Raw genomic sequence first — 25,458 nt, 5'->3', positions numbered from 1 at the left:
TAATGTTGAAATAGAATTACATTCTTGATGTTTTTTCAAAATGAAAAACAATCAAAATGTACGTACAAAGTCTTGACCAAGACTTGCACAGCATCTTAACATTAAAATCAGGAATAGAAAATATACTGATGATATAGTTTGAATAAGGGGGGCGCATTTGCATCGGCATAATACGAAAGCGTTTGTCTAGTTTTAAAACTAGATACCGCAGCAAAAACTAATGGTTTATATTCCTGTATTACGGCAGGAAAATCAAATTGAAAAAAGAAAAACTTAAGTGTTGCATTTTCAGACTTTTTCTCAATCTGAACATGTTTGTCTTTGCAGCAGGAATTCTTTTTCTCTTTAGAACCACAGCATTTTTTTTCAATTACAGGTTTTGAAGTTGTATTTAATGAAATAGAGGCAATTTTTCCTCCGCAATAGTGCACATCAAGAGCAAACCCGATATTGGAAACCAATAAAAGGAACGCTAAAAACAGACCTGTACACTTTTTAATATTCATACCGCAAAATTATTCAAAAAGGATTTATAAAAAAACTTAAACAAATGTTATTTTTTTGAATTTTGAAGTTGATAATAGAATCCAGGAATAAATAGCAATATTAGTATTGGCTGAATTATAAATCTTCGAACATAAAAAAGAAGCCAGCTGGCAGTTGGAAAAAAGTCTAAAACAATAAAAAATGCTATTAGAAGAATTAAGAGAAACAGACTATATAACAGTGCACTAAACTTTAAAAAATCACGATTTTGAAACAACACATAAATCAAAATCAATGACAAAATCGAATTCAAGATATATCTAAAAAACAAACTGCAAAAAAGCTTCAACTTATCGACTTGCGGATAAGGCAAATTTTTAAAGTCATTCTGAAAATAATTTAAAAAAGGATCATAAAACAGCTGCAACTCAAACATTCTGACCAATGCAAAACCAAGCACAATAAGACATGCACCAATAAGTTTAAATTTATTTTCGAGTAATTTATTTAGCATATTTTGAAAATCTATTGATCCAAAAAATCCATAAAAGAAAAACATAACCATATATAACTAATGGAAATATAATATCATGAACTAATTTGTTGTTTTCTGGAAAATTGTACAAAAGTACTACCAATAGCGCAATACGCAATACATTCAAAATATAAATAGAAACTACTCCAAATAGAATGAATAAGATTGTTTTCTTAGGTTTTCCTGAAAAAGCCGTGACAAAGGAAACAAAAAGAATCATGACACTTACAGCATTGCATCCTTCAATTAATCTTGCTAAAAACAAATTATTCAGGATAATCTCCAACCATGGATTTTGAGAGCTTTTTTGAATAATAATATTATAATCAAAAATCTTCAATAATGATTCGACATTTTTACCAACAAATAAGGAAATGCCATCAATATCATTGATTTCATAACTATTTAAGTAGAATTTATAAAGCATGGTCAAGACAATATAAGTCAGAAAAAAGATGCTTACAAAAATCAAGAAAGGCTTAAATTGAACTAAATATTTTTTCAAGAGATTTTTTTTTCAAATTTATATATTTTTTGAGTTTAGCTTTAAATACTTTTGTATAAAATTTTACATTATGACATTTCAAGAATTACAACCAAAGATAAGCAGCATTGTTGCTGATAATGAAAACAGTAGAGACGAAAAATTATTAGCAATCTGCCAACTGCTAAATGAAAATGTGGATTATTATAATTGGGTTGGTTTTTACTTTGCCAATCATGAAGCTAAAACTTTACATTTAGGACCTTATGTTGGTGCAGAAACAGACCATACCGTTATTCCTTTTGGAAAAGGCATTTGCGGACAAGTGGCAGAAAGTAATGCCAATTTTGTAGTCCCAGATGTTAAAGCACAAGACAATTATATTGCTTGTAGTTTGACCGTAAAATCTGAAATTGTAGTGCCTCTTTTTGTAAACGGAGTAAATATCGGGCAAATTGACATTGACAGTCATGTTATCGATCCTTTTACAGAAGCTGATGAAAGATTTTTAGAATTTGTAAATCAAGAGGTTGCTAAATTATTTTAGAAGTCCTATTTTTAGTTTAAAAAATAGAACTGAATGAAAAGAAACATCCTACTCTTTTTGCTTCTGATTATTTCAGTCAGCCTTTCTGCGCAAATTAATATGGTTTCTAAAAAAATATTTTTAGATTCTTTAAATCAGGAATGCAAGCCAGAAAACTATACTTACACAAGAGTCATTACCAATTATTCTCAAAAAAGCTTGCGTTATGTTGTAACAGATTATTACAAAAATGGAAGAAAGAAAATGACAGGATCTACTTTAGATCGTGATGTTTTGAAAAAAGACGGAGAGTTTATTTATTACTTCAAAAACGGCACTAAAGAATCGGTTATAAATTATGTTGAAGACCATAAATCTGGCAAAGAAATTAATTGGTACGAAAATCAAAATAAGAAATCGGAGAAACAAAATTTGTGGGATCCAAAAACAAAAAAATCTCAACTCTTAATTCTTAATTGTTGGGATCCAGACAAAACTCAAACTGTAACCGATGGAAATGGAGAATATGAAGAAACCATTGGGTTTGTAACTCAAAAAGGCGAGATAAAAAATGGTTTAAAGCAAGGCGTTTGGCAAGGAAATGATTCTTCTAAAAACATTTCGTTTACCGATAATTACGATAAAGGGATGCTCGTTTCCGGATTTAGCATTGATGCAAACAATATTAAGACTTCTTATTCTTCTTTAAACGAGAAACAGACTGGTAAAAAAACTCTAAAATCAAAATAAAAAAACTTAAAAACATATTCATTTCAATGAAAAAAAAATTTGTCTTTCTTCTTATAATTTTTCCAATCTGGATTTTTTCACAAAATACAACAGACAAAACCATTTATTATGACTCAAAGGGAAAAGAAACCTCCAAAGGCGAACATAGTTTTTATAGAGTTATAAAAGATTATTACACAGAAAAAGATTTATATCAAATTAAAGATTATTATAAATCTGGCGTTTTAGAAATGGAAGGAAATTCTAAAACAAAAGAGGGTTTTTCTAGAGAAGGTGAATATGTTCATTATTATGAAAATGGCAAGAAGAAAAGAGTTGAAAACTATGTCAAATCAAGACTAAACGGACCATTTCTGGAATGGTATGAAAACGGAAAACCTAAATTGAAAGGGGAATATATTGAATCTGAAAACGGATTCATTTATACTTTAAAAATCTATGATTTTTGGAATTCTAAAAACATGCAAACCGTAAAAAAAGGAAATGGCACATATGAAGAAGAAGGAACACATTCAGGAAAAGGCAATTTAAAAAATGGCTTTAAGGATGGCGAATGGAACATTTTCGACGAAGAAAACAACCGCCGTTATGTCGATATTTATGCTGGAGGAAAATTTATCTCGGGGAAGACTATAGATTCTTCTGGAAAAGAAACACGATATAATGTTTTAGAATCAAAACCAATTCCACAAAAAGGAATTAATGATTTTTATCAATTTGTTGGTTCTAATTTTACGAAAACAAAAGCGGCAGAAATTAATAAAATAGCAGGAAGAGTAGTTGTTCAGTTTGTAATTGAAAGAGACGGAAAAATTGTTGAACCAAAAATTCTAAAATCATTAGGTTACGGGCTTGACGAAGAAGCTATAAGAGTTGTTACTAGTTACGAAAACTGGATTCCTGGACAACAAAGAGGGGTACCAGTAAGAGTATTATATTCAATTCCAATAACCGTTTCAAATTAAGACGAGAGAAACTTAGAATTGTTCAGAAAATAAAAATCGACATGCTATTTTAAGATTCTTTTATTTTTGTTTGATTTTTTTGTTTTTTTAATCTAATTTTGCACCCGTCTTACAAAAGTTGTATTGACATACATAAAAATCATTTAAAATAATATTGGAATGTATTTAACTAAAGAAAAGAAAGAAGAGATTTTCGCACAACACGGTGGTGCAACAAACACTGGAAGCGCAGAAGGTCAAATTGCATTGTTCACTTACAGAATTGCTCACTTAACTGAACACTTGAAAAAAAATCGTCACGATTACAACACTGAGCGTTCTCTTGTACTATTAGTAGGTAAAAGAAGAGCGTTACTTGATTACTTGAAAAAGAAAGAGATTAACAGATATCGTGAGATTATCAAAGTATTGAATATCAGAAAATAATCAATATAGAAAAGAGGTGCGAAAGTGCCTCTTTTTGTTTTTACATTACACGCATACTATTACAAGAAAAAAAGTTTGGTTTTTCATTGGGTTTTAGATAACAACAACTACACACAACAACTACAACACAACTAAAACCCATTGTATAATCAAAAAGGAAAAAATTTATGATTCCACAATTATTTGTAGAAAAAATCGATTTAGGTGATGGCAGAAGCATCACAATCGAGACAGGTCGTTTAGCAAAACAAGCTGACGGTTCTGTAGTAGTTAGAATGGGCGATACTATGATTCTTGCAACAGCAGTTTCAGCTCGCACATCAAATCCTGGTGTTGACTTTTTACCATTAACGGTAGATTATCGCGAAAAATTCGCAGCAGCAGGTCGTTTTCCTGGTGGTTTCTTCAAAAGAGAAGCACGTCCAAGTGATAGCGAAATATTAACAATGAGATTAGTTGACCGTGTATTGCGTCCACTTTTCCCAGACGATTACCATGCTGAAACACAAGTTATGATTCAGTTAATGTCTCATGACGAAACTGTTATGCCAGACGCATTAGCTGGTTTAGCTGCATCTGCAGCATTAGCTGTTTCAGATATTCCATTTTACAACTTAATTTCAGAAGTACGCGTTGCTCGTATTGATGGAAAATTAGTAATCAATCCAAGCAGAGAAGAATTAGAAAAATCTGATATCGACATGATGATCGGTGCATCTATGGATTCTGTTGCAATGGTTGAAGGTGAGATGAAAGAAATCTCTGAAGCTGAAATGATCGAGGCTATTAAATTTGCTCACGAGGCGATCAAAGTTCAAATTGAAGCGCAACAACGATTAAGAGCACAACTTAGCTCTCAAGAATACAGAACTTACGAAGGAGAAATTGAAGACGAAGCTGTTTATGCTAAAGTAAAAGCTGCTGCTTACGACAAATGCTACGCAATTGCGCAAGAAGCTTCTGGAAAAGCTGAAAGAGGCGAAAAATTTGCTGCTGTTAAAGAAGAAGCAAAAGCTTTATTTACTGAAGAAGAATATGCTGAAAATGCAGATTTAGCAGGCTTAGTTGGTAAATATTTCTACAAAACGAACAAAGAAGCTGTTCGTAACGTTGTTTTAGAACTAGGTGTTCGTTTAGATGGTAGAAAAACTACAGATATCAGACCAATCTGGTGTGAAACTGATTATTTACCAAGAGTTCACGGATCATCTTTATTTACACGTGGAGAAACTCAAGCTTTGGCTACAGTAACTTTAGGAACTTCTAGAGAAGCTAACCAAATCGATTCTCCTTCTGAACAAGGTGAAGAGAAATTCTACTTACACTATAACTTCCCTCCTTTCTCTACTGGTGAAGCAAAACCACTTAGAGGAACTTCAAGAAGAGAAGTTGGTCACGGTAACTTAGCTCAAAGAGCATTAAAAAATATGATTCCTGCAGATTGTCCTTATACAATTCGTGTTGTTTCTGAAGTTTTAGAATCTAATGGTTCTTCTTCTATGGCAACAGTTTGTGCTGGAACAATGGCTTTAATGGATGCTGGAGTTCAAATGACAAAACCAGTTTCTGGCATCGCTATGGGATTGATTACAGATGGAGAGAAATTTGCTGTATTGTCTGATATCTTAGGAGATGAAGATCACTTAGGAGATATGGACTTTAAAGTAACTGGAACTGCTGACGGTATCACTGCTTGTCAAATGGATATCAAAATTGATGGTTTACGTTATGACATTATGGAGCAAGCTTTAGCTCAAGCTCGTGATGGACGTTTGCATATTTTAGGAAAATTAACTGAAACAATCGCTACTCCAAGAGCTGACGTAAAAGCACACGCACCAAAAATCATTACTAGAACTATTCCTGGAAACTTTATTGGAGCATTAATCGGACCTGGAGGAAAAGTAATTCAAGAATTACAAAAAGCTACTGGTACAACTATCGTTATCAACGAAGTTGACGAACAAGGTGTTGTTGAAATTTTAGGAACTGATCCAGAAGGAATCAAAACTGTATTGGCTAAAATTGACGCTTTAACTTTCAAACCTCAAATGGGAGAAGCTTATGAAGTTAAAGTAATCAAAATGCTAGATTTCGGAGCTGTAGTAGAATATACTGCTGCACCAGGAAACGAAGTATTGCTTCACGTTTCTGAATTAGCTTGGGAGCGTACTGAAAATGTTGCTGACGTAGTTAAAATGGGAGATGTTTTCCAAGTGAAATACTTAGGAATTGATCCTAAAACGAAAAAAGAAAAAGTGTCTAAAAAAGCGCTTGTTCCAAGACCTCCACGTGAGGAGAAAAAAGAGTAATCAGATCTTAGTTTACTAAAGGTTTATTCATAGGAAACCCCAATTCAAAATTTGAATTGGGGTTTTTCGTTTTATAATTTAATTTTGTGGATTACCCATTTTGTGGAGATGCGTAAAATGAGAAAACATCATTTTAAACAAGGTTTTATGATGATATGGCTGCTTAAACTCTTTTGTTGTTTCTTCTATTATCGAATTTATCTCACTATAGTTTGTATGGCATATATTTGGAAAGAGATGATGTGCCGCATGACAATTTGAACCTCCGCTTAAAAATCTAGCCCAACTTTTATCTGCATTCCAATCACAGCTAGTATGAAGCTGATGAACTGCCCAAGTATGTTCTAAAAACTCTCCCTCGGGTTCTGGATAATCTGCGCCGTCAAAAAAATGTGTTCCTACCAACATGATGATAAAAACCATTGACGTAAAAGCACTGGCAGTAAAGTAACTCAAAACGACAAAGCTCCAATCAAAATGAGAAAACAAAATAGGAAGAATTAAAACCAGAGAAAAATAAATCATTTTATATAATAGAAATCTAAAATATAATTCCGTCTTTGGAACTCCTCGTTTCATCCAATCATATTCGTTTGAAAATAAATACACCCAATCACTCATAAAAACTGAATGCAATAAAGTAAACATATAAACGAAAGGTGCATAATAGACTTGATATTTATGCATGGGCTTCCAAGTATGTGTTGGCCCCAATCTCAAGAAAGGATTTTTATCAATATCTACATCACTTCCCTCTACATTAGCATATAAATGATGCGATCGTATATGCCTTAATCCCCAAAGCAACGGATCAATTCCGACGGTTAGAAAACTAAGAAAATGCAGAACCGAATTTGCTTTTTTATTTTTGAAAGCCGTATTATGCGAAGCATCATGACCAAAACTAAATCCTATTAACAATCCAGATAATTGAAAAACAACATACAGCAGCCAAAAACTCATTTTACTTATAGAATCCGAAAAAAGTGCAATGTATGATAAATAACAAACGAATGTCCAAAACAGGCCTTTAAACCAAAATCTGGCATCTCCATAAGAAATAATTCTCCCTTGAAGCTGTTCATAAACTCGTTTCTTTAATGTAGAAAAGAAGAGTTTTTCTTCTTCAGATTTATTAAAATATTTAGCTTTCATAAAAATATCTTTTTAAAATTACAAAGCAAACCTATTGCATTTATCGCATTTCAATTTGCGTAAACCAATAAAACATTTTCTTATATTTGCGATTATCGCAAAATATGAAAACGCAAGATTTATTTTTAAAAGCAATTAGACAGAAAATTTCAGACTCTACTTCATTGATAGATAAAATTGCTGGAGTTTTAGAAATCAGCTACGACGCCTCGCATCGAAGAATTTCTGGAAAAAGTAAATTTTCTATAGACGAAACAATTAAACTGGCTGGTCATTTTAATATTTCGTTGGATCATTTATTTTCTAATAAAGAAAAAGTGATTGTAGAAAAAACAATTGAAATAGAGAATTTAAAAGACATGCTTCAGTATTTCAAATCTTCTGCTGAAAATATCGAATTGCTTACAAAAAACAAGAAAACAGAGCTTTATTATTCAGCAAAAGATATTCCGTTATTCTATTTTATGGACGGCACTATTTTATCAAAATTTAAAGCTTTTGTATGGCTTAACCTTTTAAATTCAAGTCAAAAGAAAGTAGCATTTGAGAATTTTGTAATTGATGAATCTTTTACAGAATACATGCAAAAACTAAAAAAAATCTACGAAACTACAATCGTAAACGAAGTCTGGAACGACACAACCATAAACAGCAGTTTACAGCAAATTCTTTATTTTTATGAAGCTGGGCTCTTAAATCTAAAAAATGCCAATGCACTTTGTATTGATTTAAAAAGAATTATCAACTTAATAAGAACAAAATGCAACGAGTCTAATGATACGTTTTCTATTTACTATAACGAACTTATTTTACTCAACAATAACATGCTTATAGAGACTGATAACAAACTGACAATGTTTGTCCCTTACACGCTTTTAGGCTATTTTATTACAGACAATGAAGAAAGCTGTAAAAATGTGCATCAGTTTTTTAAACAGCAGATTATCAACTCTATTCCACTCGGAAAATCGGGTATTAAAGAGCAAAATCTTTTCTTTAATAGAGCTATTAGAAAAATAGATTATTATATAGAAAAGATAAATTCACAAGTAGATTTACTATTTTAAAAACCCTGTTTTCTTAACCATCATTTAACAGCGTTTAACTTATTTATACAGCAAAATCAAGCTTTTTCAATTAAATAATATCACTTTTTTATTACATTTTAACATTTACCGTTCGCTTTTTAAAATATATTTTTAATACATTTGGAAACATCAATCCAAAAACAGAATATTCCTTGAAAAATCACAAAAAAAAGTACATCCTTATAGCAATATTTGGATTATTCTTAAACATTTCCAATTTATACAGCCAAAACGCTAAAGAACAATCAATACACAATTTATTTGACAATACAGTTGGCATAGAAAATTTAGGCATCAGCAATGGTTACGCCTACAAAGACCCTTATAATACAATTGATGGCAATAATATGTATTATATTTCGAATGATTTCAGAAAAGGTTCGGTGACCTATGAAGGACAAACCTATTTTGATGTAAACCTAAAATATGGCCTGTACAAAGATGAATTGATATTTAGCCCGCATGGAGAATCTAAATACTCTAGCATTTCTTTGATTCAAGACAAAACAAGCGCTTTTACTATAAATGGTAGAAACTTTGTCAATCTAAATAAAAAAGTCTCGCCATTACCAGAACTAACTACTGGTTATTATGAAGTTACAGCTCTTAGAGAAGGCTTTAATTTCTATATCAAACACTTCAAAAAACTTGAAAATAAAACGGTTGACAATAAAGTATATTCCAATTTTATCGAAAGCAATACTTATTTTATTTTTTACAAAAACACCTATTATACTAGTAATAGCAAAAGTGAAATTCTAAAAATATTTCCAAACCAAAAAAAACAGATTAATGATTTTTATGCAATGAATAGAGGGATTAGAAAATCAGACAATGATCAGTTTATGATCAATTTACTTAAACACATCAATGCATCTCTATTACTTACAGAAAAATAAACCATATGAGAAAATTTCTACTTATTCTATTTGCCTTTATTTACAATCAACTCCTTTTTGCTCAAAATACCGATGAGAAGTTATCAATCGAATTGAAAAACGCAGACTTGACGACTGTTATTCAAACTATTGAAAAATCATCATCTTACCGTTTTTATTTCGATTCAGAATGGATAAAAGCCAACAAAACGCTATATACTGCCAGTTATAAAGATGTTTCTATTGATGAAATTTTAAGCAAAATATTCACCAATACGAATCTCAATTTTTTTGTTTTAAAAAAGAAAGTAATCTTAACGAGTAATAGCAGCATTCATGACAAATTGCCTGCAAATTATTTCCCTGAAGCCAATGATTCTGCCAATCAAATTAGCAGAAGAGCTCAGAATCCTGTTTTTTATCAGCAGTATGATTCTTTAAATAGTATCAGTTCTAAGAAAAATAACAGCATCATATTTATTGGCAAGGAGTCTGATATTACGGATAAAAAAACCAGCGTTTTATCTGGTTACATTAGAGATGTTGCGACTAACAAACCTGAATCTAATGTCAACATCAAAATACGCAATAAAAACATTAGCACCGTTAGTGACAATGAAGGACATTACAGCCTTCAAATGCCTATTGGAATTAATGTTATAGAAATAAAATCAATTAATTACAAAAAGAAAGTGCAGACCGTAATGGTCTATAATGATGGAACTCTTGATTTTGAGATTCACGAAGACAGAAACCAGCTGGACGAAGTTGTCATTAAAAAAAGAGGAAAAAGAATTACCGAAACTGTTGTTTCCGGTTTAGTATCTATTGATATCGAAGCGGTAAAAAATGTCCCTCTGATACTTGGAGAACGTGATCTTTTTAAAATTGCGACTACTTTTCCAGGAATCAAAACTACTGGCGAAGGTTCTGCAGGATTTAATGTTCGAGGCGGTAAAGAAGATCAGAATTTGATTCTTTTGAACAATGCTGTACTTTATAATCCGCAACATTTCTTAGGTTTCTTCTCTGCGATAAATCCTTATGTTACCAAAAAAGCAGATATTTATAAAGGAAGTATTCCTGTAGATTTTGGAGGGCGTTTGTCTTCTGTTTTTGATATTAGTACCAAAAATGGTAATGCCGAAAAGGTTTCTGGAGAAGGTTCTGTTGGACCTATAACCACTAATATTACGGTAGGATTGCCAATTCAGAAAAACAAATCAAGTATTCTTGCTGGAGTTCGAGCAACTTATTCTGACTGGATTTTAAAATCTTTAGACGATGAAGATTTAAAAAATAGTGAAGCTGGATTTTATGATGTTTTCTTGAAATACAACAATACGATAAACAAAAATAACGCTGTAGAAGCAACTGCTTATTACAGTAAAGACCGTTTTAGAATAAGTTCGGATTCTTTGTACAAATACAGCAACCGACTTATTTCTGCGAAATGGGATCACACATATGATAAAAAAAACAAATCATCTTTAATCTTCACTAATAGCGAATATCGATTCAATATCGACTACGATAGTCGTGATGTAAATGCTTTTGATTTTGGATATAAAATCAATGAAACGCAGGTGATGATGAAATTCAATTATGCTTATAATGAAAAGCATAACATCAACTATGGAATATCAAGTAAATTGTACAATGTAAATCCTGGTTATCAAAATCCTAAAGACCCTGAATCACTGTTAGCTCCAATTAATATTGATAAAGAGAAAGGTTTAGAATCGGCTATTTTTATCGCAGATAACTTTAAATTGAATGATAAATTAGAAATTGATTTAGGATTGCGCTATTCTTTTTATGCTGCTTTAGGAGAAGCCAATCAGCATATTTATGAAGATGATGCTCCACTAAATGAAGGAACGCTTATTGACACAAAACACTATGGAAATTTTGAAGTAATGAAAACTTACGGAGGAATAGAACCTCGTATTTCTGCTCGTTATTTTTTCAGAAAAGACTTTTCTATAAAGGCAAGTTTTGATCAAACGAGACAATATATTCATCTTTTATCAAACAACACCACACAATCTCCAACAGACACTTGGACATTATCTAATACGAATGTAAAACCTCAAAGCGGTAAACAATATTCTCTTGGTTTGTACAAAAACATATTTGACGATGAAATTGAACTTAGCTTAGAAGGATATTACAAAACATCCAAAAATATAATGGATTATAAAGTTGGCGCAAATCTATTATTAAATGAAGCTATAGAAACGCAGCTGTTGCAAGGCGATGGAAAAGCTTATGGAGTAGAATTTTTACTTAGAAAAGATGTTGGTAGATTAAATGGATGGATTGGATATACTTATTCTAGAACACTTATAAAACTGGATAGTAAATTTGATTCTGAAAGAATTAATAATGGCGACTTCTTCCCTGCTAATTTTGATAAACCGCATGATTTAAGCACTGTTTTAAATTATAAATTTACAAAGCGTTATAGTATTTCTACTAATTTCATGTACCAAACAGGACGCCCAATTACGTATCCTATCGGAACTTATCAATATGGAAATGCAGAATACACTTTATATAGTGATAGAAATAAATACAGAATTCCAGATTACATTCGTCTAGACATCGGAATTAACATTGAAGGGAATCATAAAATTAAAAAGCTGGCGCATAGTTTCTGGAACATTTCTGTTTACAATGTCTTAGGCAGAAATAATCCTTACTCAATTTATTTTGCAACAGAGAGCGGACAGGTAAAAGCTTATAAAACATCTATTTTCTCAATTCCTGTTCCAAGTATAACTTATAATTTTAAATTTTAAAAAATGTATCAAAAAGCTATAAAAACCAAATACTCAAGTAAAATTATTCTTTTACTTCTATTAAGCTTATTGATTAGTAGTTGTACAGAAACTTATAATTTACAGACCAATACTTACGAAGAAGCTATAGTTATTGAAGCTACGATAACTAATGAACTTAAAAAACAAGAAATAAAGATTACTAAAACTGCTCGTTTTGAAGATGAAGGAATAACTACTGTATCCGGAGCGACAGTTATTGTAAAAGATAATCTTAACAATCAATACAACTTCGTAGAGCAATCTGATAGATATGTTTCTGAAACAGAGTTCCAAGCCCTTGCTGGAAGACAATATCACTTAGAAGTGAAAACTAAAGACGGTAAAGTATATGAATCATCGAATCAAACTTTAACAACAGTAAGTCAGATTACCGAAATTGTTCCAACTGCTGTTACAAAAGACAAAGAAGGACTTGGCGTTCAAATTAATGTAAATAGCTACGACCCAACGAGAACTTCAAAATATTATAGATATGAATATGAAGAAACTTATAAAATTGTAGCTCCAAAATGGTCTTCTGAAAGAGCTATCGTTACAGGACCACAATCAATATCTGTGCGAGAAGATAACGATCCGAACAAAAAAGTCTGTTATGCGACCAAAAAGAATACAGACATAATCGTTACTTCTACAAACAATTTAACTGAAGATCGCGTTAATTTTCCTGTAAGATTCATCAGAGAAGATGATTACATCATTGCTCAGAGATATAGCATTTTAGTGAGACAATATGTAGAAAATCAAGAAGCTTATTCTTTTCATAAAATCATGAAAGAAATGGCAACTTCTTCTAGTGTTTTATCGCCAAAACAGCCAGGAGTACTTTCGGGCAATATAAGATGTACCAGTAATGTAGACGAAAAAGTGATAGGCTATTTTGATGTCACATCAGTTTCATCCCAAAGAATCTTTTTTAATTACACCGATTTATTTCCGCCAACAAATACTCCAGCGTATTTGAACCCGTGTGAAAATATTTCATATAGATATTGTTTTCAACTTAACACAGATCCTCCCTGCGATGGACCTCTTTTAATTTCTGGTATACAAAACAACGCCATTACCTATATAGCCGGCGAAGGATCTGCAACCTTTACGATGGTAGAGGCTGCTTGTGGAGATTGTACAACATTTGCGTCTAATATAATACCTTCATTTTGGAAAGAATAAAATACCTTTTATTATTGATATTGCTTATCAATACAAAACAGATTGTAGCTCAAGAGGTTTCTCTAAATGAAACCTTATTTATCCATGCAAATGCCACCACATTTGTTTCTGGAGAAACTTTATTATACAAAATCTATTGCTTAAAAAATACAGACAAAACGCCAAGTACAATTAGCAAAATAGCTTATGTAGAACTTGTAGATAGTCACAGCAATGTTGTTTTTAAAAACAAATTACGTTTAGAAAACAGTAGCGCATCGGGAGATTTTTTCATTCCAACGACAGTAAAAACAGGAAATTATAAACTGATAGGATACACCAATTGGACTTTAAATTCGTCTACTTCTAAAATCTTCCAAACAGATGTAAAAATCATAAATCCTTATGAGGTTGCTGAGACTAATGTCGTAAAAGATAAAAACACTACAGTAAATACTACATCAGAAAAAGCAATTCTACTGACAGCATCACCTATTAATAAAGAAGAGCTAGTAGACAACAATTTCAAAATAAACGTAAATAAAAAAACCTTTTCAAATCGAGAAAAAGTTGTTTTAGAAATTGCTTCCGCGAATGCAGTTCCAGAAAAAGGAAATTATTCTCTTTCTGTTAGAAAAATAGACAATTTGTCTTTTACAAAACAGCCAACTGCCAGCGAATTCTATAAAAACTCTGGCAGCATTGAAACTTTAAATACAAAAGAGAAAATAATTCTTCCAGAACTTCGTGGAGAAATGATTTCTGGTAGAATTATTCCTAAAGACAATTCTTCAAGTGTTCAAAACATCAACGTGGCTTTATCTCTAACAGGAAAATCATTTGCTTTTAAAGTAGTAAAAACAGATGCTGCAGGTCATTTTACATTCAATTTAGATAAAAATTATGTTGGCAATGAAACTGTTTTACAAGTTTTAGGAGAACAAAAAGAAAGCTTCACTATAGAATTAGACAAAATGAATGAGCCAGAATATTACAAACTGTCATTTCAGCCTAATTTTAGATTACCAATTGAATTTAAAGAAACATTGCTAGAACGATCAATTGCTAGTCAAATTGAAAATGCTTATTATTTGAACAAAACAGATAGCATTATAAAACCAGAAAAAATAGATCCGTTTTATTCACCACTTGCAAAGGAGTATAATCTTAAAGATTTTACCCGATTTCCTACTTTAAAAGAAACCATCATCGAAATTGCGACAGTAGTTTCTTATAAACAAAATGGCAAAAATTATAGTCTACATGTGGTAGATTACAGTACAACGTTTCAGTCTCCAGAACCAGCATTAGTTATTATTGATGGTTTAATGCTCCAAAATGTAAACGAACTTTTTACGTACAACATGGACAATGTACGTAGTATCAACGTTCTAACTGGAGGATATTATGTTGGACCAAAAGTCTTTAACGGAATAGTTAGTATTATTACCGAAGAAGGTAATTATGTTAGTCCACAAAAAGAAAATTATATCTTAAAACCAGCACTTTTAAGACCATCATTAAAAAAATCATATTATAAAGCTGATTACGCTGATAGCGCCAAATATGAAAGAATTCCAGATTACAGAAGTCAATTATTTTGGAATCCAGAATTAGATTTTAGCAACGGAAAATCTATAACTTTTTTCACTTCTGATCTTTCTGGAACTTATGAAATCAGCATGGAAGGTTTTACAGAGAAAGGAAATCCCGTTTCAATTAAAGATTATATTGAAATAAAAGACATCTCATCAAATTAAAATTCAAAATAATGCCTCTTAAAAACTCCACTGCATCAATGCTTTGGAGTTTTTTTTTATTTTTTTTCTAATTAATTGTAACTTTTTTGACACTCTTTACGTATAACCATTTGTACACTTTAAAAAATAGGGAGACAACAACATGAGACAACTTAAAATCACCAAGCAGGTAACTAATCGTGAAACTGCATCGTTAGATAAATATCTACAAGAAATTGGAAAAGTTGACCTAATTACCGCTGATGAAGAGGTAGAATTAGCACAAAGAATAAAGGCTGGTGATCAAAGAGCTTTAGAAAAACTAACAAAAGCCAACCTACGTTTCGTAGTATCTGTGGCTAAACAATATCAAAATCAAGGATTAACTCTTCCGGATTTAATTAATGAAGGAAACTTAGGTTTAATTAAAGCAGCTCAACGTTTTGATGAAACTCGTGGTTTCAAATTCATTTCTTACGCTGTATGGTGGATTCGTCAATCGATTCTTCAAGCTTTAGCTGAACAATCTCGTATTGTACGTTTACCATTAAATAAAATTGGTTCTATCAATAAAATCAACAAGATGTACGCATTATTAGAGCAATCTAACGAGCGTCCGCCTTCTGCTGAAGAAATTGCAAAAGAACTTGACATGACAGTAAATGACGTAAAAGAGTCTATGAAAAACTCTGGACGTCACCTATCTATGGATGCACCTCTTGTTGAAGGTGAAGATTCTAACCTTTATGACGTATTGCGTTCTGGAGAATCTCCAAATCCTGATAGAGAATTAATTCACGAATCTCTTCGTACTGAAATCGAACGTTCTTTAGAAACACTAACTCCAAGAGAGGCAGATGTTGTACGTTTGTATTTTGGTCTTGGCGATCAGCACCCAATGACTCTTGAAGAAATTGGAGAAACTTTCGACTTAACTCGTGAGCGTGTTCGTCAAATTAAAGAAAAAGCAATCCGTAGATTGAAACACACTTCTAGAAGTAAAATCCTTAAAACTTATTTAGGATAAACAATATTAAATTTCAATATTTAAAATTCCAAATTCCAATCTAACTGGGATTTGGTTATTTTAAAATTGGAATTTTACGGTAAACAACAGTTTGATTGACTGTTCGTTTTTTGATTGATGATTGAAACTCCGGCTGATTACCGGAGTTTTTTATTTTTCTTTGTTTAATTTTTTTAACGCAAAGCACGCTAAGAATTTTCGCAAAGTTCGCAAAGTTTTTTGTTTGAGATTCTTCAAGAATAGAGAGTTTACAAAGCTTTGTGTTCTCTGTATACTTTTAAAATAAAGAAAAAACTTTCCGAACTTTGCGTAAAATCTTAGCGCACTTTGCGGTTAAACTTTATCTTTGCTATAAAACAACACTAAAATGAAAAATACATTTATTGCTCCTTCTGTTCTTGCAGCCGATTTCGCAAATTTACAGCGCGATGTCGAAATGATTAATAACAGTCAAGCTGATTGGTTTCATATCGATATTATGGACGGAGTTTTTGTACCTAATATCTCTTTTGGAATGCCAGTTTTGGAAGCTATTTCAAAACACGCCAAAAAATATATTGACGTACATTTAATGATTATTGATCCTGATCGCTATATAAAAACTTTTGCCGATTTAGGCGTGAATGGCTTAACGGTGCATTACGAAGCTTGCACGCACTTACATAGAACACTTCAAGCCATTAAAGCAGAAGGAATGAGAGCTGGAGTAGCAATGAACCCTCATACAAATGTCGATTTATTAGAAGACGTTATTAATGATATTGATGTGGTTTGCATTATGAGCGTGAATCCAGGATTTGGCGGACAATCATTCATAGAAAACACTTACGATAAAGTAAAAAAACTAAAAGCTTTGATTACACGCAAAAACGCATCAACATTAATTGAAATTGACGGCGGTGTAACCAGCAAAAATGCCAAACAATTAGTCGAAGCCGGAGCAGATGTTTTAGTAGCTGGAAGTTTCGTTTTTAGAGCCGAAAACCCAACAGAAACGATTGCCGATTTAAAAGTCCTTACTACTTTTTAAGTTTTTAAGGTTCGGAAAGAAATCAATTCCAGTCATTTTTTCTAAAGTCTCAATCGGAACTACGAAATCGTAAATAGATTTGTCGCTTTTTTCGTTTGGAACCAAAAATGCAATTGCTTTGTGTTCTTTTCCAGATTTAGCCAAAACAATTTTATAGAAATATTTAGGAACAGCAACTTCTTCTGTTCCTATTTTTTTATCTGAATCTTTCGCAATTCCACCTGTTACGACGTAAATATCATTATATTTCTCTGCCCAATAACGCGTCTTTTGCTCTATTCTATTCCAAATTCCGGCATTAAATTCTTTTTTCTGAGGGGAAATATTCGAAGTGTAAAATGTATCATTATAAGCCTCTTTACTGAATTCCATATCTCCAGCTGGACAAAGATGTCCCTTATCATAACCAGATTTTTTGTAATTTCTCCAATCGGCAGAACCTGTAGTTACTTTTGGATCTTCAATAAAATAAGGCCTTTTAAAATCGTTATTTTTTAAATATTCCTTTTTCAATTCGTATGCAACCCATTCGGCCTGTTCGAATTTTTCATTATAAGAAAGCGTATAATATTTATGCTTTACAATTTGTTTGGTTGTCGAAGTCGGAAGATAAGCAAATGTGTATAAAGAATCTTTCGTTGTCGAATTTCCTTTAAAAGAAACAACTTCTTCTTTAGTTATATTTTCATTAATTTCTGCATTTTCTTTTTTGCACGAAAACAGAGTAAAAACCAGCAGTAGTAAACTAAAACAACCTTTCATAATAACTTTTTTAAGAAGTTAAACTTACAAAAAAACGCTCCATAAATTAAAATTTATAGAGCGTTTTTAAACAAATTAAATTCCTTTAGAACTTAAGACTTTACCAATTTATCCTTTTTCATTTTAGGAGAAACGTTATTTTTCACCAATCCTTTTGTTTGCAAATCATCCAAAACATTTAAAGCTTCTTCAACATAAACATCTTTAGATAAAGCTTGGTGCCAAGCATCTCTTTTTTCCTTTAAAGCCGCATCATTAGCTGTTTCAGCATCTTCGTATGGAAGAGATTTGAAAACTAAATTATTTTTATAATCAGAAATTGGTTTGTATTTTTTTCCTTCATTTTCAACTTGCTCTTGAGTTTCTTTAAAACTCTTAATATTCAAGCTGTATGTGTTTTCTTTATTTTTTACATCAATCCATTTTGCATTGTCTTCAATCAATTTGAATTGAGCATTTTGAGCAATTCTATTTTTACTGTTTAAAATCGCTTTATTAAAGTTTTCACTAGAAGTCCAAGTTGTGTAATCTGCCGGGTCAATTTTATCCCAAGGCATTGCATTATCAATATCTCTTTCTCCCATTTTTAGGTAAGCATAACGATCTGGCATAACTACATCACTATGAACACCTTCTAATTGAGTAGAACCTCCATTAATTCTGTAAAACTTCTGACCTGTAATTTTCAAAGCTCCAAGGTCTCCGTAATTTGCATTACGCACAAATTGATTTAAGTCTAATACATTTTGAACAGTACCTTTACCATAAGTTTGTTTACTTCCAATAATTACACCACGTTTGTAATCCTGAATTGCAGCAGCTAAAATTTCAGATGCCGAAGCAGAGAAACTATTTACCATAATTACTAACGGACCGTCCCATTCGATTTTTTTATCTTTATCGTATAAAACTTCTTTCTTTTTACCAGCAGATTTTACCTGAACAATTGGCCCTTCTTCGATAAATAAACCAGCAATATCAACTACTGTAGAAAGAGATCCTCCACCGTCATCACGAACGTCTAAAACAATTCCGTTTATATTTTCTTTTTTCAATCTTTCTACCTCAAGCGCGATATCTTTTCCTGCATCACGACCATCTTTGTTTTCAAAATCGATATAGAATTTAGGAAGATAAATTACTCCATATTTCAAACCGTTTTTCTCAACAATACTAGATTTTGCATAAGTTTCTTCGATCTCAACAACATCACGAATGATTGAAATTACTTTAATAGAACCATCAACTTTTTTAACTGTAAGTTTTACTTCAGTTCCTTTATGTCCTTTAATTTTCTTAACAACATCGTCTAAACGCATTCCGACAACATCTACAGGCTCTTCATTTCCTTGAGCAACTTTCAAGATCAAATCACCTGCTTCTAGCTGTTTTCCTTTCCAGGCTGGACCTCCAGAAATTAATTCGTCAATTTGAGTAAAGTCGTTTTTCTTAGTCAAACGAGCTCCAATACCTTCCAATTTACCACTGATATTCACATCAAAACGGTCTTTTTCTTCTGGTGCAAAATAACTTGTGTGTGGATCAAAACGAGCCATAATTGAATTCAAATACACAGAAAACCAATATTCTCTATTTAAATCTTTTATAACACTAAAATTGTCATCTAAAGATTTTAAAGAGCTTTCGCGCGTTTCTTTTTCTAAAGCATCAAAAGTTTTCTCTTTATATGAAGGATCTTTTTTCTTCTTTTCCTCTTCAATTTTTTGTTTCGTTACCAATGAAGAAAGTGTCGACAATTTAATTTGCTTTCTCCATCTTTCATTGATTTCAGTAAGATTTTTTGCGTACGGAATATTCTCGTAATCAGCATTAAAAGTCTCATCAACATTGTAGTTAAAAGGCTGTGCTAAAATCGTTTTGTAACGTTTTTTACTTTCTTCCATACGTTTCATCAATCTTGTATAAGTAAGATTGAAGAACGTGATATCTTTATTCAAAAATTGATCATCAAGCATTAATTCATATTGCTTAAATTCATCAATATCAGATTGAAGGAAAAACCTTTTTGAAGGGTCTAATGCATCAATATAATCCTTAAAAATACCTTTTGAAAATTCATCATTTATTTCTGCAGGGCTGTAATGTCCTTTTTCAATAACAAATGCTAATAATTCTAAAAGTGTTTTATCTCTGTTCGGATCCGGATCGATTGTCCTATCGGCATTCATCTTAAAAGCGAATAATGTCAGCGATAAGCACAACACGGCTATAATTATCTTATAATTTCTTTTCATAAACTTTATAATAGCATTCATCAATTTTTTTATCTAAGTTACGTTAAAAACTATGCCACGATAGCTAACGTCACGATAATTTTTTGTTAAAGATATAAAAATGTTTAATTCGCAAAAAAGTTCTTTAAATTAGTTGACAAATTTTACAATATTTGTGACTTATCTCAAAGAATCTGTCACTACATTTGTTTTTAAAATCTTACAATTGTTAAAATTACACATAATATTCATAAAATGAAAGCCGAAAAACCATTAATACTTGTCACTAACGATGACGGTATTTTAGCCCCTGGAATTAGAGCGCTAATAAGTGTTATGGAAACCATCGGCGAAGTTATCGTCGTTGCGCCAGACAAACCTCAAAGTGCAATGGGACACGCCATTACAATCAACAACACTTTATTTTTAGATAAAATTTCGAAAGATGGCGATGCAATTGCAGAGTACAGCTGTTCTGGAACGCCTGTAGATTGTGTAAAATTGGCTGTGAATGAAATTTTAAAACGCAAACCCGATCTATGTGTTTCGGGTATTAATCACGGCTCTAACTCTTCTATAAATGTAATTTATTCAGGAACAATGAGCGCCGCTGTAGAAGCAGGAATAGAAGGCATTCAATCGATTGGATTTTCTTTATTAGATTTTGACTGGAATGCTGACTTTGAACAAATTAAATCTTTCGTAAAAAAAATAGCTTTGGAAACTTTAGCTAATAAACTGCCACCTGGAGTTGTTTTAAATGTCAATTTTCCGAAATTAAAAGAATCTGAAATAAAGGGAATTAAAGTTTGTCGTCAAGCGAAAGCATATTACGCACAAAAATTTGACAAAAGACAAACTCCTTTTGGAAAAGATTATTACTGGCTTGCCGGAAAATTTGTCAATGAAGACAAAGGCGAAGATACAGACGAATGGGCATTAGAAAATGGATATGTTTCTGTAGTTCCTGTTCAATTCGACTTAACGGCTCATCACTCAATTCAGCAACTTAACACTTGGAAATTAAATGATTAAAGAAATAGCAATCGGTTTTATAATCGGAATTTTTACAGCACTTTTAGGAAGTTATTTATTCATCACTTTTTTTACCACTTTTGATGTTTCTTCTGGAATTCATGTCATGAAAGAGTATGGATATCTTGGAAAAATAATCACTTTAGGAACATTACTTGATCTTGCTGTTTTTGCCATTTTATTAAAAAGAAATAAAGAATTTATGGCACGAGGCGTAATTTTAGCGGTGATTGTACTGGCAATTTCTACATTAATTGTTTAAAATCTTATCTTTGCGAAGTTAACGCTAATGCGGAATTACAACTTTAGCACATTCAAAAAAACCAACATGAAATATTACATAATTGCAGGAGAAGCCTCTGGAGATTTACACGGTTCTAACTTAATGAAAGCCTTATTGGTTGAAGATCCTGAAGCCGAAATAAGATTTTGGGGAGGCGATTTAATGCAAAAAGTTGGCGGAACTTTAGTGAAACACTACCGTGAACTGGCTTTTATGGGATTCATTGAAGTTGTTTTTAACTTGAAAACCATTTTAAACAATATCAAAATCTGTAAAAAGGATATTTCTGAATTTCAGCCTGATGTAATTATTTTTATTGATTATCCAGGTTTCAATATGCGAATTGCAAAATGGGCTAAAGAATTAGGATACAAAACGCATTATTATATTTCTCCACAAATTTGGGCATGGAAAGAAAATCGTATTAATGCGATCAAACAAGATGTTGACAAGATGTTTGTTATTCTTCCTTTCGAAAAGAGCTTTTACGAAGACAAACACCATTTTCCAGTAGATTTTGTTGGACACCCCTTGATTGATGCTATTCAGAATCAACCTGCTTTTGATGAAGCTTTATTTAGAAAGGAAAATAATTTAGGTGAAAAACCAATTATTGCTGTTTTACCAGGAAGCCGCAAGCAAGAAATTACCAAAATGCTAAGTGTTATGCTAAGCGTTGTTGATGATTTTCAAGATTATGAATTTGTAATTGCTGGAGCTCCAAGTCAGGAATATGAATTTTATCAGCAATTTCTAAAAAATAAAAACATTGCCTTTGTTTCGAATAAAACTTACGACTTGCTTCGTTCATCAACCGCAGCTTTAGTTACTTCTGGAACTGCAACTCTTGAAACGGCACTTTTTAAAGTTCCCGAAGTAGTTTGCTATAAAGGAAGCGAAGTTTCGTATCAAATTGCAAAACGTATTATTACTCTAAAATACATTTCTCTTGTCAATTTAATTATGGATCAAGAAGTTGTGACTGAATTAATTCAGGGCGAATGCAATAAAAAACGAATTAAAGAAGAACTTCAAAAATTACTAGAGCCAGAGTATCGCAAGAAAGTACTTCATGATTATGATGTTTTAGAACAAAAATTAGGAGGAATTGGCGCGAGTAAAAAAACCGCAGAATTGATTGTTGCCGATTTAAAAAAATAAATTTAAAACTTCTGTTTTGAAAAGAATTATAATTTTCTTGCTGCTTGCCGTTGCTTTTACTTCTTGTAAATCGACTTCTGCGGTTGCAAACAAAAACGAATCAAAAAAAGAAAATCGAGCTTTAGTCAATAATCTAATTGAAAAAGCAATGGACAATATTGGCGTTCGATACAAAGCTGGTGGAACTACAAGAAATGGTTTTGATTGCTCTGGATTAGTTTACACCACTTTTCAAAGTGAAAATATAACATTGCCAAGAGCATCTTATGAGCAGGCAAAAATCGGAAAAGTGATCCCACTAAATGATGCAAGAAAAGGCGATTTGATTTTCTTTAAAACCAATAAAAGCAGACAAATCAACCACGTTGGACTTATCACAGAAGTCAATTCTGATGAAATAAAATTTGTTCATTCTTCTACTTCCAAAGGCGTAATTATTTCTTCGACCAAAGAAACCTATTATAAAAATGCTTTTGAACAAGTAAATAGAATTCTTCCGTAAAAACATTTTTTTATTATTTTTCTTACAAATATTTAATACTTTTGTCACATGAAAGTATTAGATTTTCCGTTAGCAAAAGTTACAATTGCCTTTTTAAGTGGAGTAATTACTGCCTATTATCTTAATTTTTCGATCACCACAATATTAATAGCACTTTCCTTTTCATTAGTTTTATTTTGCTTCTCCTATTTTTGGAATTTAAAATACCGCAGAAACAATTTTCTGTTTGGAACTTCAACTTATTTTCTCGCTTTTTTTATTGGTGCTTTAACCTTATTTAGTCACACCGAAAGCTTTCAAGAAAGCAATTACACTCATTGCAAAAAAGCATTTGAGAAAAAACAGCTTATAACTTTAATTCTAAGAGAAAAACTAAAAGGAAACGATTATAGCGATCGCTATATTGGCCACATAAAATCTATTTCTGGTAAAAGTTATTCAGGCAAAATAATCATCAATATTCAAAAAGACAGTGCAAAAAATCATTTGATAATTGGTAATATTATTAAAATTGAAACTGTTTTACAACGCAGTCCATCCAATAAAAATCCTAATCAGTTTGATTACAGCAAATATTTGTCTAACAAACAGATATACGCGCAAATCTATTGCCGGAAAAATGAAATATTGGTTAATAAACTAATTCAAAAAGACATCTGGTATTACTGCGCCAAATTACATTCGAGAATACTTTCAAACCTTGAAAAATCAAATTTCAATAAAGCAGAAATGAATGTTGCTCTTGCATTGATTTTAGGACAACAACAAGAAATTTCACAAGATATTATTCAAGATTACCAATATTCTGGAGCAACACATATATTATCGGTTTCTGGATTGCACGTTGGCTTTATAATGCTTTTTATAACTTTTATTCTAAAACCAATTCCAAACACAAAAAAAGGATCGTTATTTAAGCTTTTATCCGTTTTAATTTCTTTAGCTGGATTTGCAATTATTTCTGGTTTATCACCGTCAGTTTTAAGATCAGTAGTTATGTTTTCTTTTCTCGCAATTGGAAATCATTTAAGGAGAAACGGCAATATTTACCATACTTTATTGGTTTCAATTCTACTGATATTATTATTCGAACCTTACTTTTTATTTGATGTCGGATTTCAATTAAGCTATTTGGCATTGTTTTTCATTCTTTGGCTTCAGCCACTCCTAAAAAATCTTTACAAACCAAAATACAAACTAACAAATTACATTTGGGAAGCCTTGACCGTTTCTTTTGCAGCTCAAATAGGAACTTTACCTTTATGTCTTTATTATTTTCATCAATTTCCAGGTTTATTTTTTGTAACGAATATTATAATTCTCCCCGTTTTGTCTTTTATAATGATTGCCGGAATCGTAGTAATTATAATTGCCATTTTTACTAGTCCGCCATTATTTATAACCATGATTTTTGAAAAGAGCATTTATCTTTTAAACCTGATGATACACGCTGTAGCCTCAGCAGACACATTTGTTATTCGAAATATTGGTTTTAATTCTTATTATCTGCTAGCCTTTTATCTTTTGATAATAAGCACTATAATGTGGCTCAAAAAACCAAATTTTAATAAAACAATATTTGTTTTGAGTGCCGTAATTTTAGTGCAGTTGTCATTCATTATAACTAAAATTCAAACTGAAAAAGGGCAAGAATTTATTATTTACAACCAAAAAAAGAGCACATTAATTTCTACTCGCACAGGAAAAAACATTGTGTTTTATAAAAGAGATACTTTATCTAAAAACGAACAAATTGACAGAATTATAAATTCTTATTTAGTTGGAAATTCGGTCACTTTCAACAAAAGTGAAAAGCTAAAAAACCTAATGTATTTTAAAAACAAAAAAATACTCTTGATAGACAGTTCTGGAGTTTATCCTTCTAATTTATCTCCAGATCTGCTGGTCATTACCCAAAATCCTAAGATAAATCTAGACCGATTATTAAACAAAATACAGCCAAAAATTATAATAGCAGACGGATCAAATTCCAATTCCATTCAAAAATATTGGGAAGAAAGTTGTTTCAAAAAAAATATCCCTTTTCATTCAACGAAAGAAAAGGGATATTATAAATTCTAATTG

23 protein-coding genes are annotated in these 25,458 nt (G+C 31.6%); 17 read left to right on the top strand and 6 right to left on the bottom strand.

Annotation, left to right across the window (positions count from 1 at the left end; genetic code table 11):
• Positions 1-107 precede the first annotated feature (107 nt).
• From HNP35_RS04575 to xrtF, 3 genes are read right to left on the bottom strand one after another with little or no spacing between them, the layout of a single operon-like run.
• Positions 108-506, bottom strand: coding sequence for an HYC_CC_PP family protein (locus HNP35_RS04575; protein WP_184158007.1), 399 nt, complete (start codon positions 504-506; stop codon positions 108-110).
• A gap of 47 nt (positions 507-553) precedes the next feature.
• A complete protein-coding gene (locus HNP35_RS04570; protein WP_184158009.1) occupies positions 554-1,000 on the bottom strand; it encodes an exosortase F system-associated membrane protein in 447 nt (148 codons plus the stop codon).
• Entirely contained in the window at positions 990-1,526 is a 537-nt protein-coding gene (gene xrtF / locus HNP35_RS04565; protein WP_184158011.1) for an exosortase family protein XrtF, read from the bottom strand. Before xrtF ends, HNP35_RS04570 begins: the two co-directional genes overlap by 11 nt.
• 70 nt (positions 1,527-1,596) lie before the next feature.
• On the opposite strand from xrtF, the gene HNP35_RS04560 reads away from it, so the two are divergent.
• The 5 genes from HNP35_RS04560 to HNP35_RS04540 all read left to right on the top strand — a co-directional run bounded on the left by HNP35_RS04560 (position 1,597) and on the right by HNP35_RS04540 (position 6,484).
• A complete protein-coding gene (locus tag HNP35_RS04560) occupies positions 1,597-2,052 on the top strand; it encodes a GAF domain-containing protein (protein WP_184158013.1) in 456 nt (151 codons plus the stop codon).
• Positions 2,053-2,085: 33 nt separating this feature from the next.
• Positions 2,086-2,781, top strand: coding sequence for a hypothetical protein (locus tag HNP35_RS04555; protein ID WP_184158015.1), 696 nt, complete (start codon positions 2,086-2,088; stop codon positions 2,779-2,781).
• A 26-nt stretch (positions 2,782-2,807) separates the two neighbouring features.
• Positions 2,808-3,746, top strand: a complete 939-nt coding sequence (locus tag HNP35_RS04550; protein ID WP_184158017.1) for an energy transducer TonB — start codon at positions 2,808-2,810, stop codon at positions 3,744-3,746.
• 159 nt (positions 3,747-3,905) lie between these two features.
• The gene (rpsO, locus tag HNP35_RS04545) at positions 3,906-4,172 is read left to right on the top strand and encodes a 30S ribosomal protein S15 (RefSeq protein ID WP_057117622.1); all 267 of its coding nucleotides are present in this window, start codon (positions 3,906-3,908) and stop codon (positions 4,170-4,172) included.
• Positions 4,173-4,339: 167 nt separating this feature from the next.
• A complete protein-coding gene (locus tag HNP35_RS04540) occupies positions 4,340-6,484 on the top strand; it encodes a polyribonucleotide nucleotidyltransferase (RefSeq protein ID WP_184158019.1) in 2,145 nt (714 codons plus the stop codon).
• Positions 6,485-6,562: 78 nt separating this feature from the next.
• Here HNP35_RS04540 and HNP35_RS04535 read toward each other — a convergent pair whose 3' ends face one another.
• A complete protein-coding gene (locus HNP35_RS04535; protein WP_184158020.1) occupies positions 6,563-7,639 on the bottom strand; it encodes a fatty acid desaturase family protein in 1,077 nt (358 codons plus the stop codon).
• Between the two features lie 104 nt (positions 7,640-7,743).
• Between HNP35_RS04535 and HNP35_RS04530 the strand changes: the two genes are divergently transcribed.
• The 7 genes from HNP35_RS04530 to rpe all read left to right on the top strand — a co-directional run bounded on the left by HNP35_RS04530 (position 7,744) and on the right by rpe (position 17,396).
• Entirely contained in the window at positions 7,744-8,706 is a 963-nt protein-coding gene (locus HNP35_RS04530; protein WP_184158022.1) for a hypothetical protein, read from the top strand.
• 173 nt (positions 8,707-8,879) lie between these two features.
• Positions 8,880-9,626, top strand: a complete 747-nt coding sequence (locus HNP35_RS04525) for a hypothetical protein (RefSeq protein ID WP_184158023.1) — start codon at positions 8,880-8,882, stop codon at positions 9,624-9,626.
• A 5-nt stretch (positions 9,627-9,631) separates the two neighbouring features.
• Positions 9,632-12,409, top strand: coding sequence for a TonB-dependent receptor (locus tag HNP35_RS04520; protein WP_184158025.1), 2,778 nt, complete (start codon positions 9,632-9,634; stop codon positions 12,407-12,409).
• A gap of 3 nt (positions 12,410-12,412) precedes the next feature.
• Positions 12,413-13,621, top strand: coding sequence for a DUF4249 domain-containing protein (locus tag HNP35_RS04515; protein WP_184158027.1), 1,209 nt, complete (start codon positions 12,413-12,415; stop codon positions 13,619-13,621).
• Positions 13,609-15,360, top strand: a complete 1,752-nt coding sequence (locus HNP35_RS04510; protein ID WP_184158029.1) for a hypothetical protein — start codon at positions 13,609-13,611, stop codon at positions 15,358-15,360. Before HNP35_RS04515 ends, HNP35_RS04510 begins: the two co-directional genes overlap by 13 nt.
• A 142-nt stretch (positions 15,361-15,502) precedes the next feature.
• On the top strand, positions 15,503-16,366 hold the full coding sequence (locus HNP35_RS04505; RefSeq protein WP_007804760.1) for a sigma-70 family RNA polymerase sigma factor: 864 nt from the start codon (positions 15,503-15,505) through the stop codon (positions 16,364-16,366).
• 367 nt (positions 16,367-16,733) lie between these two features.
• Positions 16,734-17,396, top strand: a complete 663-nt coding sequence (gene rpe / locus HNP35_RS04500; protein WP_184158031.1) for a ribulose-phosphate 3-epimerase — start codon at positions 16,734-16,736, stop codon at positions 17,394-17,396.
• On the opposite strand, the gene HNP35_RS04495 is transcribed toward rpe, so the two are convergent.
• The gene (locus HNP35_RS04495; protein WP_184158033.1) at positions 17,373-18,158 is read right to left on the bottom strand and encodes a DNA/RNA non-specific endonuclease; all 786 of its coding nucleotides are present in this window, start codon (positions 18,156-18,158) and stop codon (positions 17,373-17,375) included. The two genes, rpe and HNP35_RS04495, sit on opposite strands and share 24 nt — an antisense overlap.
• Before the next feature lie 92 nt (positions 18,159-18,250).
• Positions 18,251-20,434 carry a carboxy terminal-processing peptidase gene (locus tag HNP35_RS04490; RefSeq protein WP_184158035.1) on the bottom strand — a complete coding sequence of 728 codons (2,184 nt, stop codon included), beginning with the start codon at positions 20,432-20,434 and terminating at the stop codon, positions 18,251-18,253.
• A gap of 213 nt (positions 20,435-20,647) precedes the next feature.
• Between HNP35_RS04490 and surE the strand changes: the two genes are divergently transcribed.
• From surE to HNP35_RS04465, 5 genes are all read left to right on the top strand, one after another.
• Complete coding sequence (gene surE, locus HNP35_RS04485) at positions 20,648-21,427, top strand: 5'/3'-nucleotidase SurE (protein WP_184158037.1); 780 nt, start codon at positions 20,648-20,650, stop codon at positions 21,425-21,427.
• Positions 21,420-21,689, top strand: a complete 270-nt coding sequence (locus HNP35_RS04480; protein WP_184158039.1) for a hypothetical protein — start codon at positions 21,420-21,422, stop codon at positions 21,687-21,689. The genes surE and HNP35_RS04480 overlap by 8 nt, the downstream gene beginning before the upstream one ends.
• 66 nt (positions 21,690-21,755) lie before the next feature.
• Positions 21,756-22,871 (top strand): lipid-A-disaccharide synthase, encoded by a 1,116-nt coding sequence (lpxB, locus tag HNP35_RS04475; protein WP_184158041.1) that lies wholly within the window; start codon positions 21,756-21,758, stop codon positions 22,869-22,871.
• A 16-nt stretch (positions 22,872-22,887) separates the two neighbouring features.
• On the top strand, positions 22,888-23,373 hold the full coding sequence (locus HNP35_RS04470; protein WP_184158043.1) for a C40 family peptidase: 486 nt from the start codon (positions 22,888-22,890) through the stop codon (positions 23,371-23,373).
• 48 nt (positions 23,374-23,421) lie between these two features.
• Entirely contained in the window at positions 23,422-25,455 is a 2,034-nt protein-coding gene (locus tag HNP35_RS04465; RefSeq protein ID WP_184158045.1) for a ComEC/Rec2 family competence protein, read from the top strand.
• Positions 25,456-25,458 lie beyond the last annotated feature (3 nt).

This window comes from Flavobacterium notoginsengisoli (assembly GCF_014207905.1).
Classification (GTDB): domain Bacteria; phylum Bacteroidota; class Bacteroidia; order Flavobacteriales; family Flavobacteriaceae; genus Flavobacterium; species Flavobacterium notoginsengisoli_A.
Note: the sequence above shows the minus strand (reverse complement) of the source record. Positions and strands in the feature narration are given on the sequence as shown.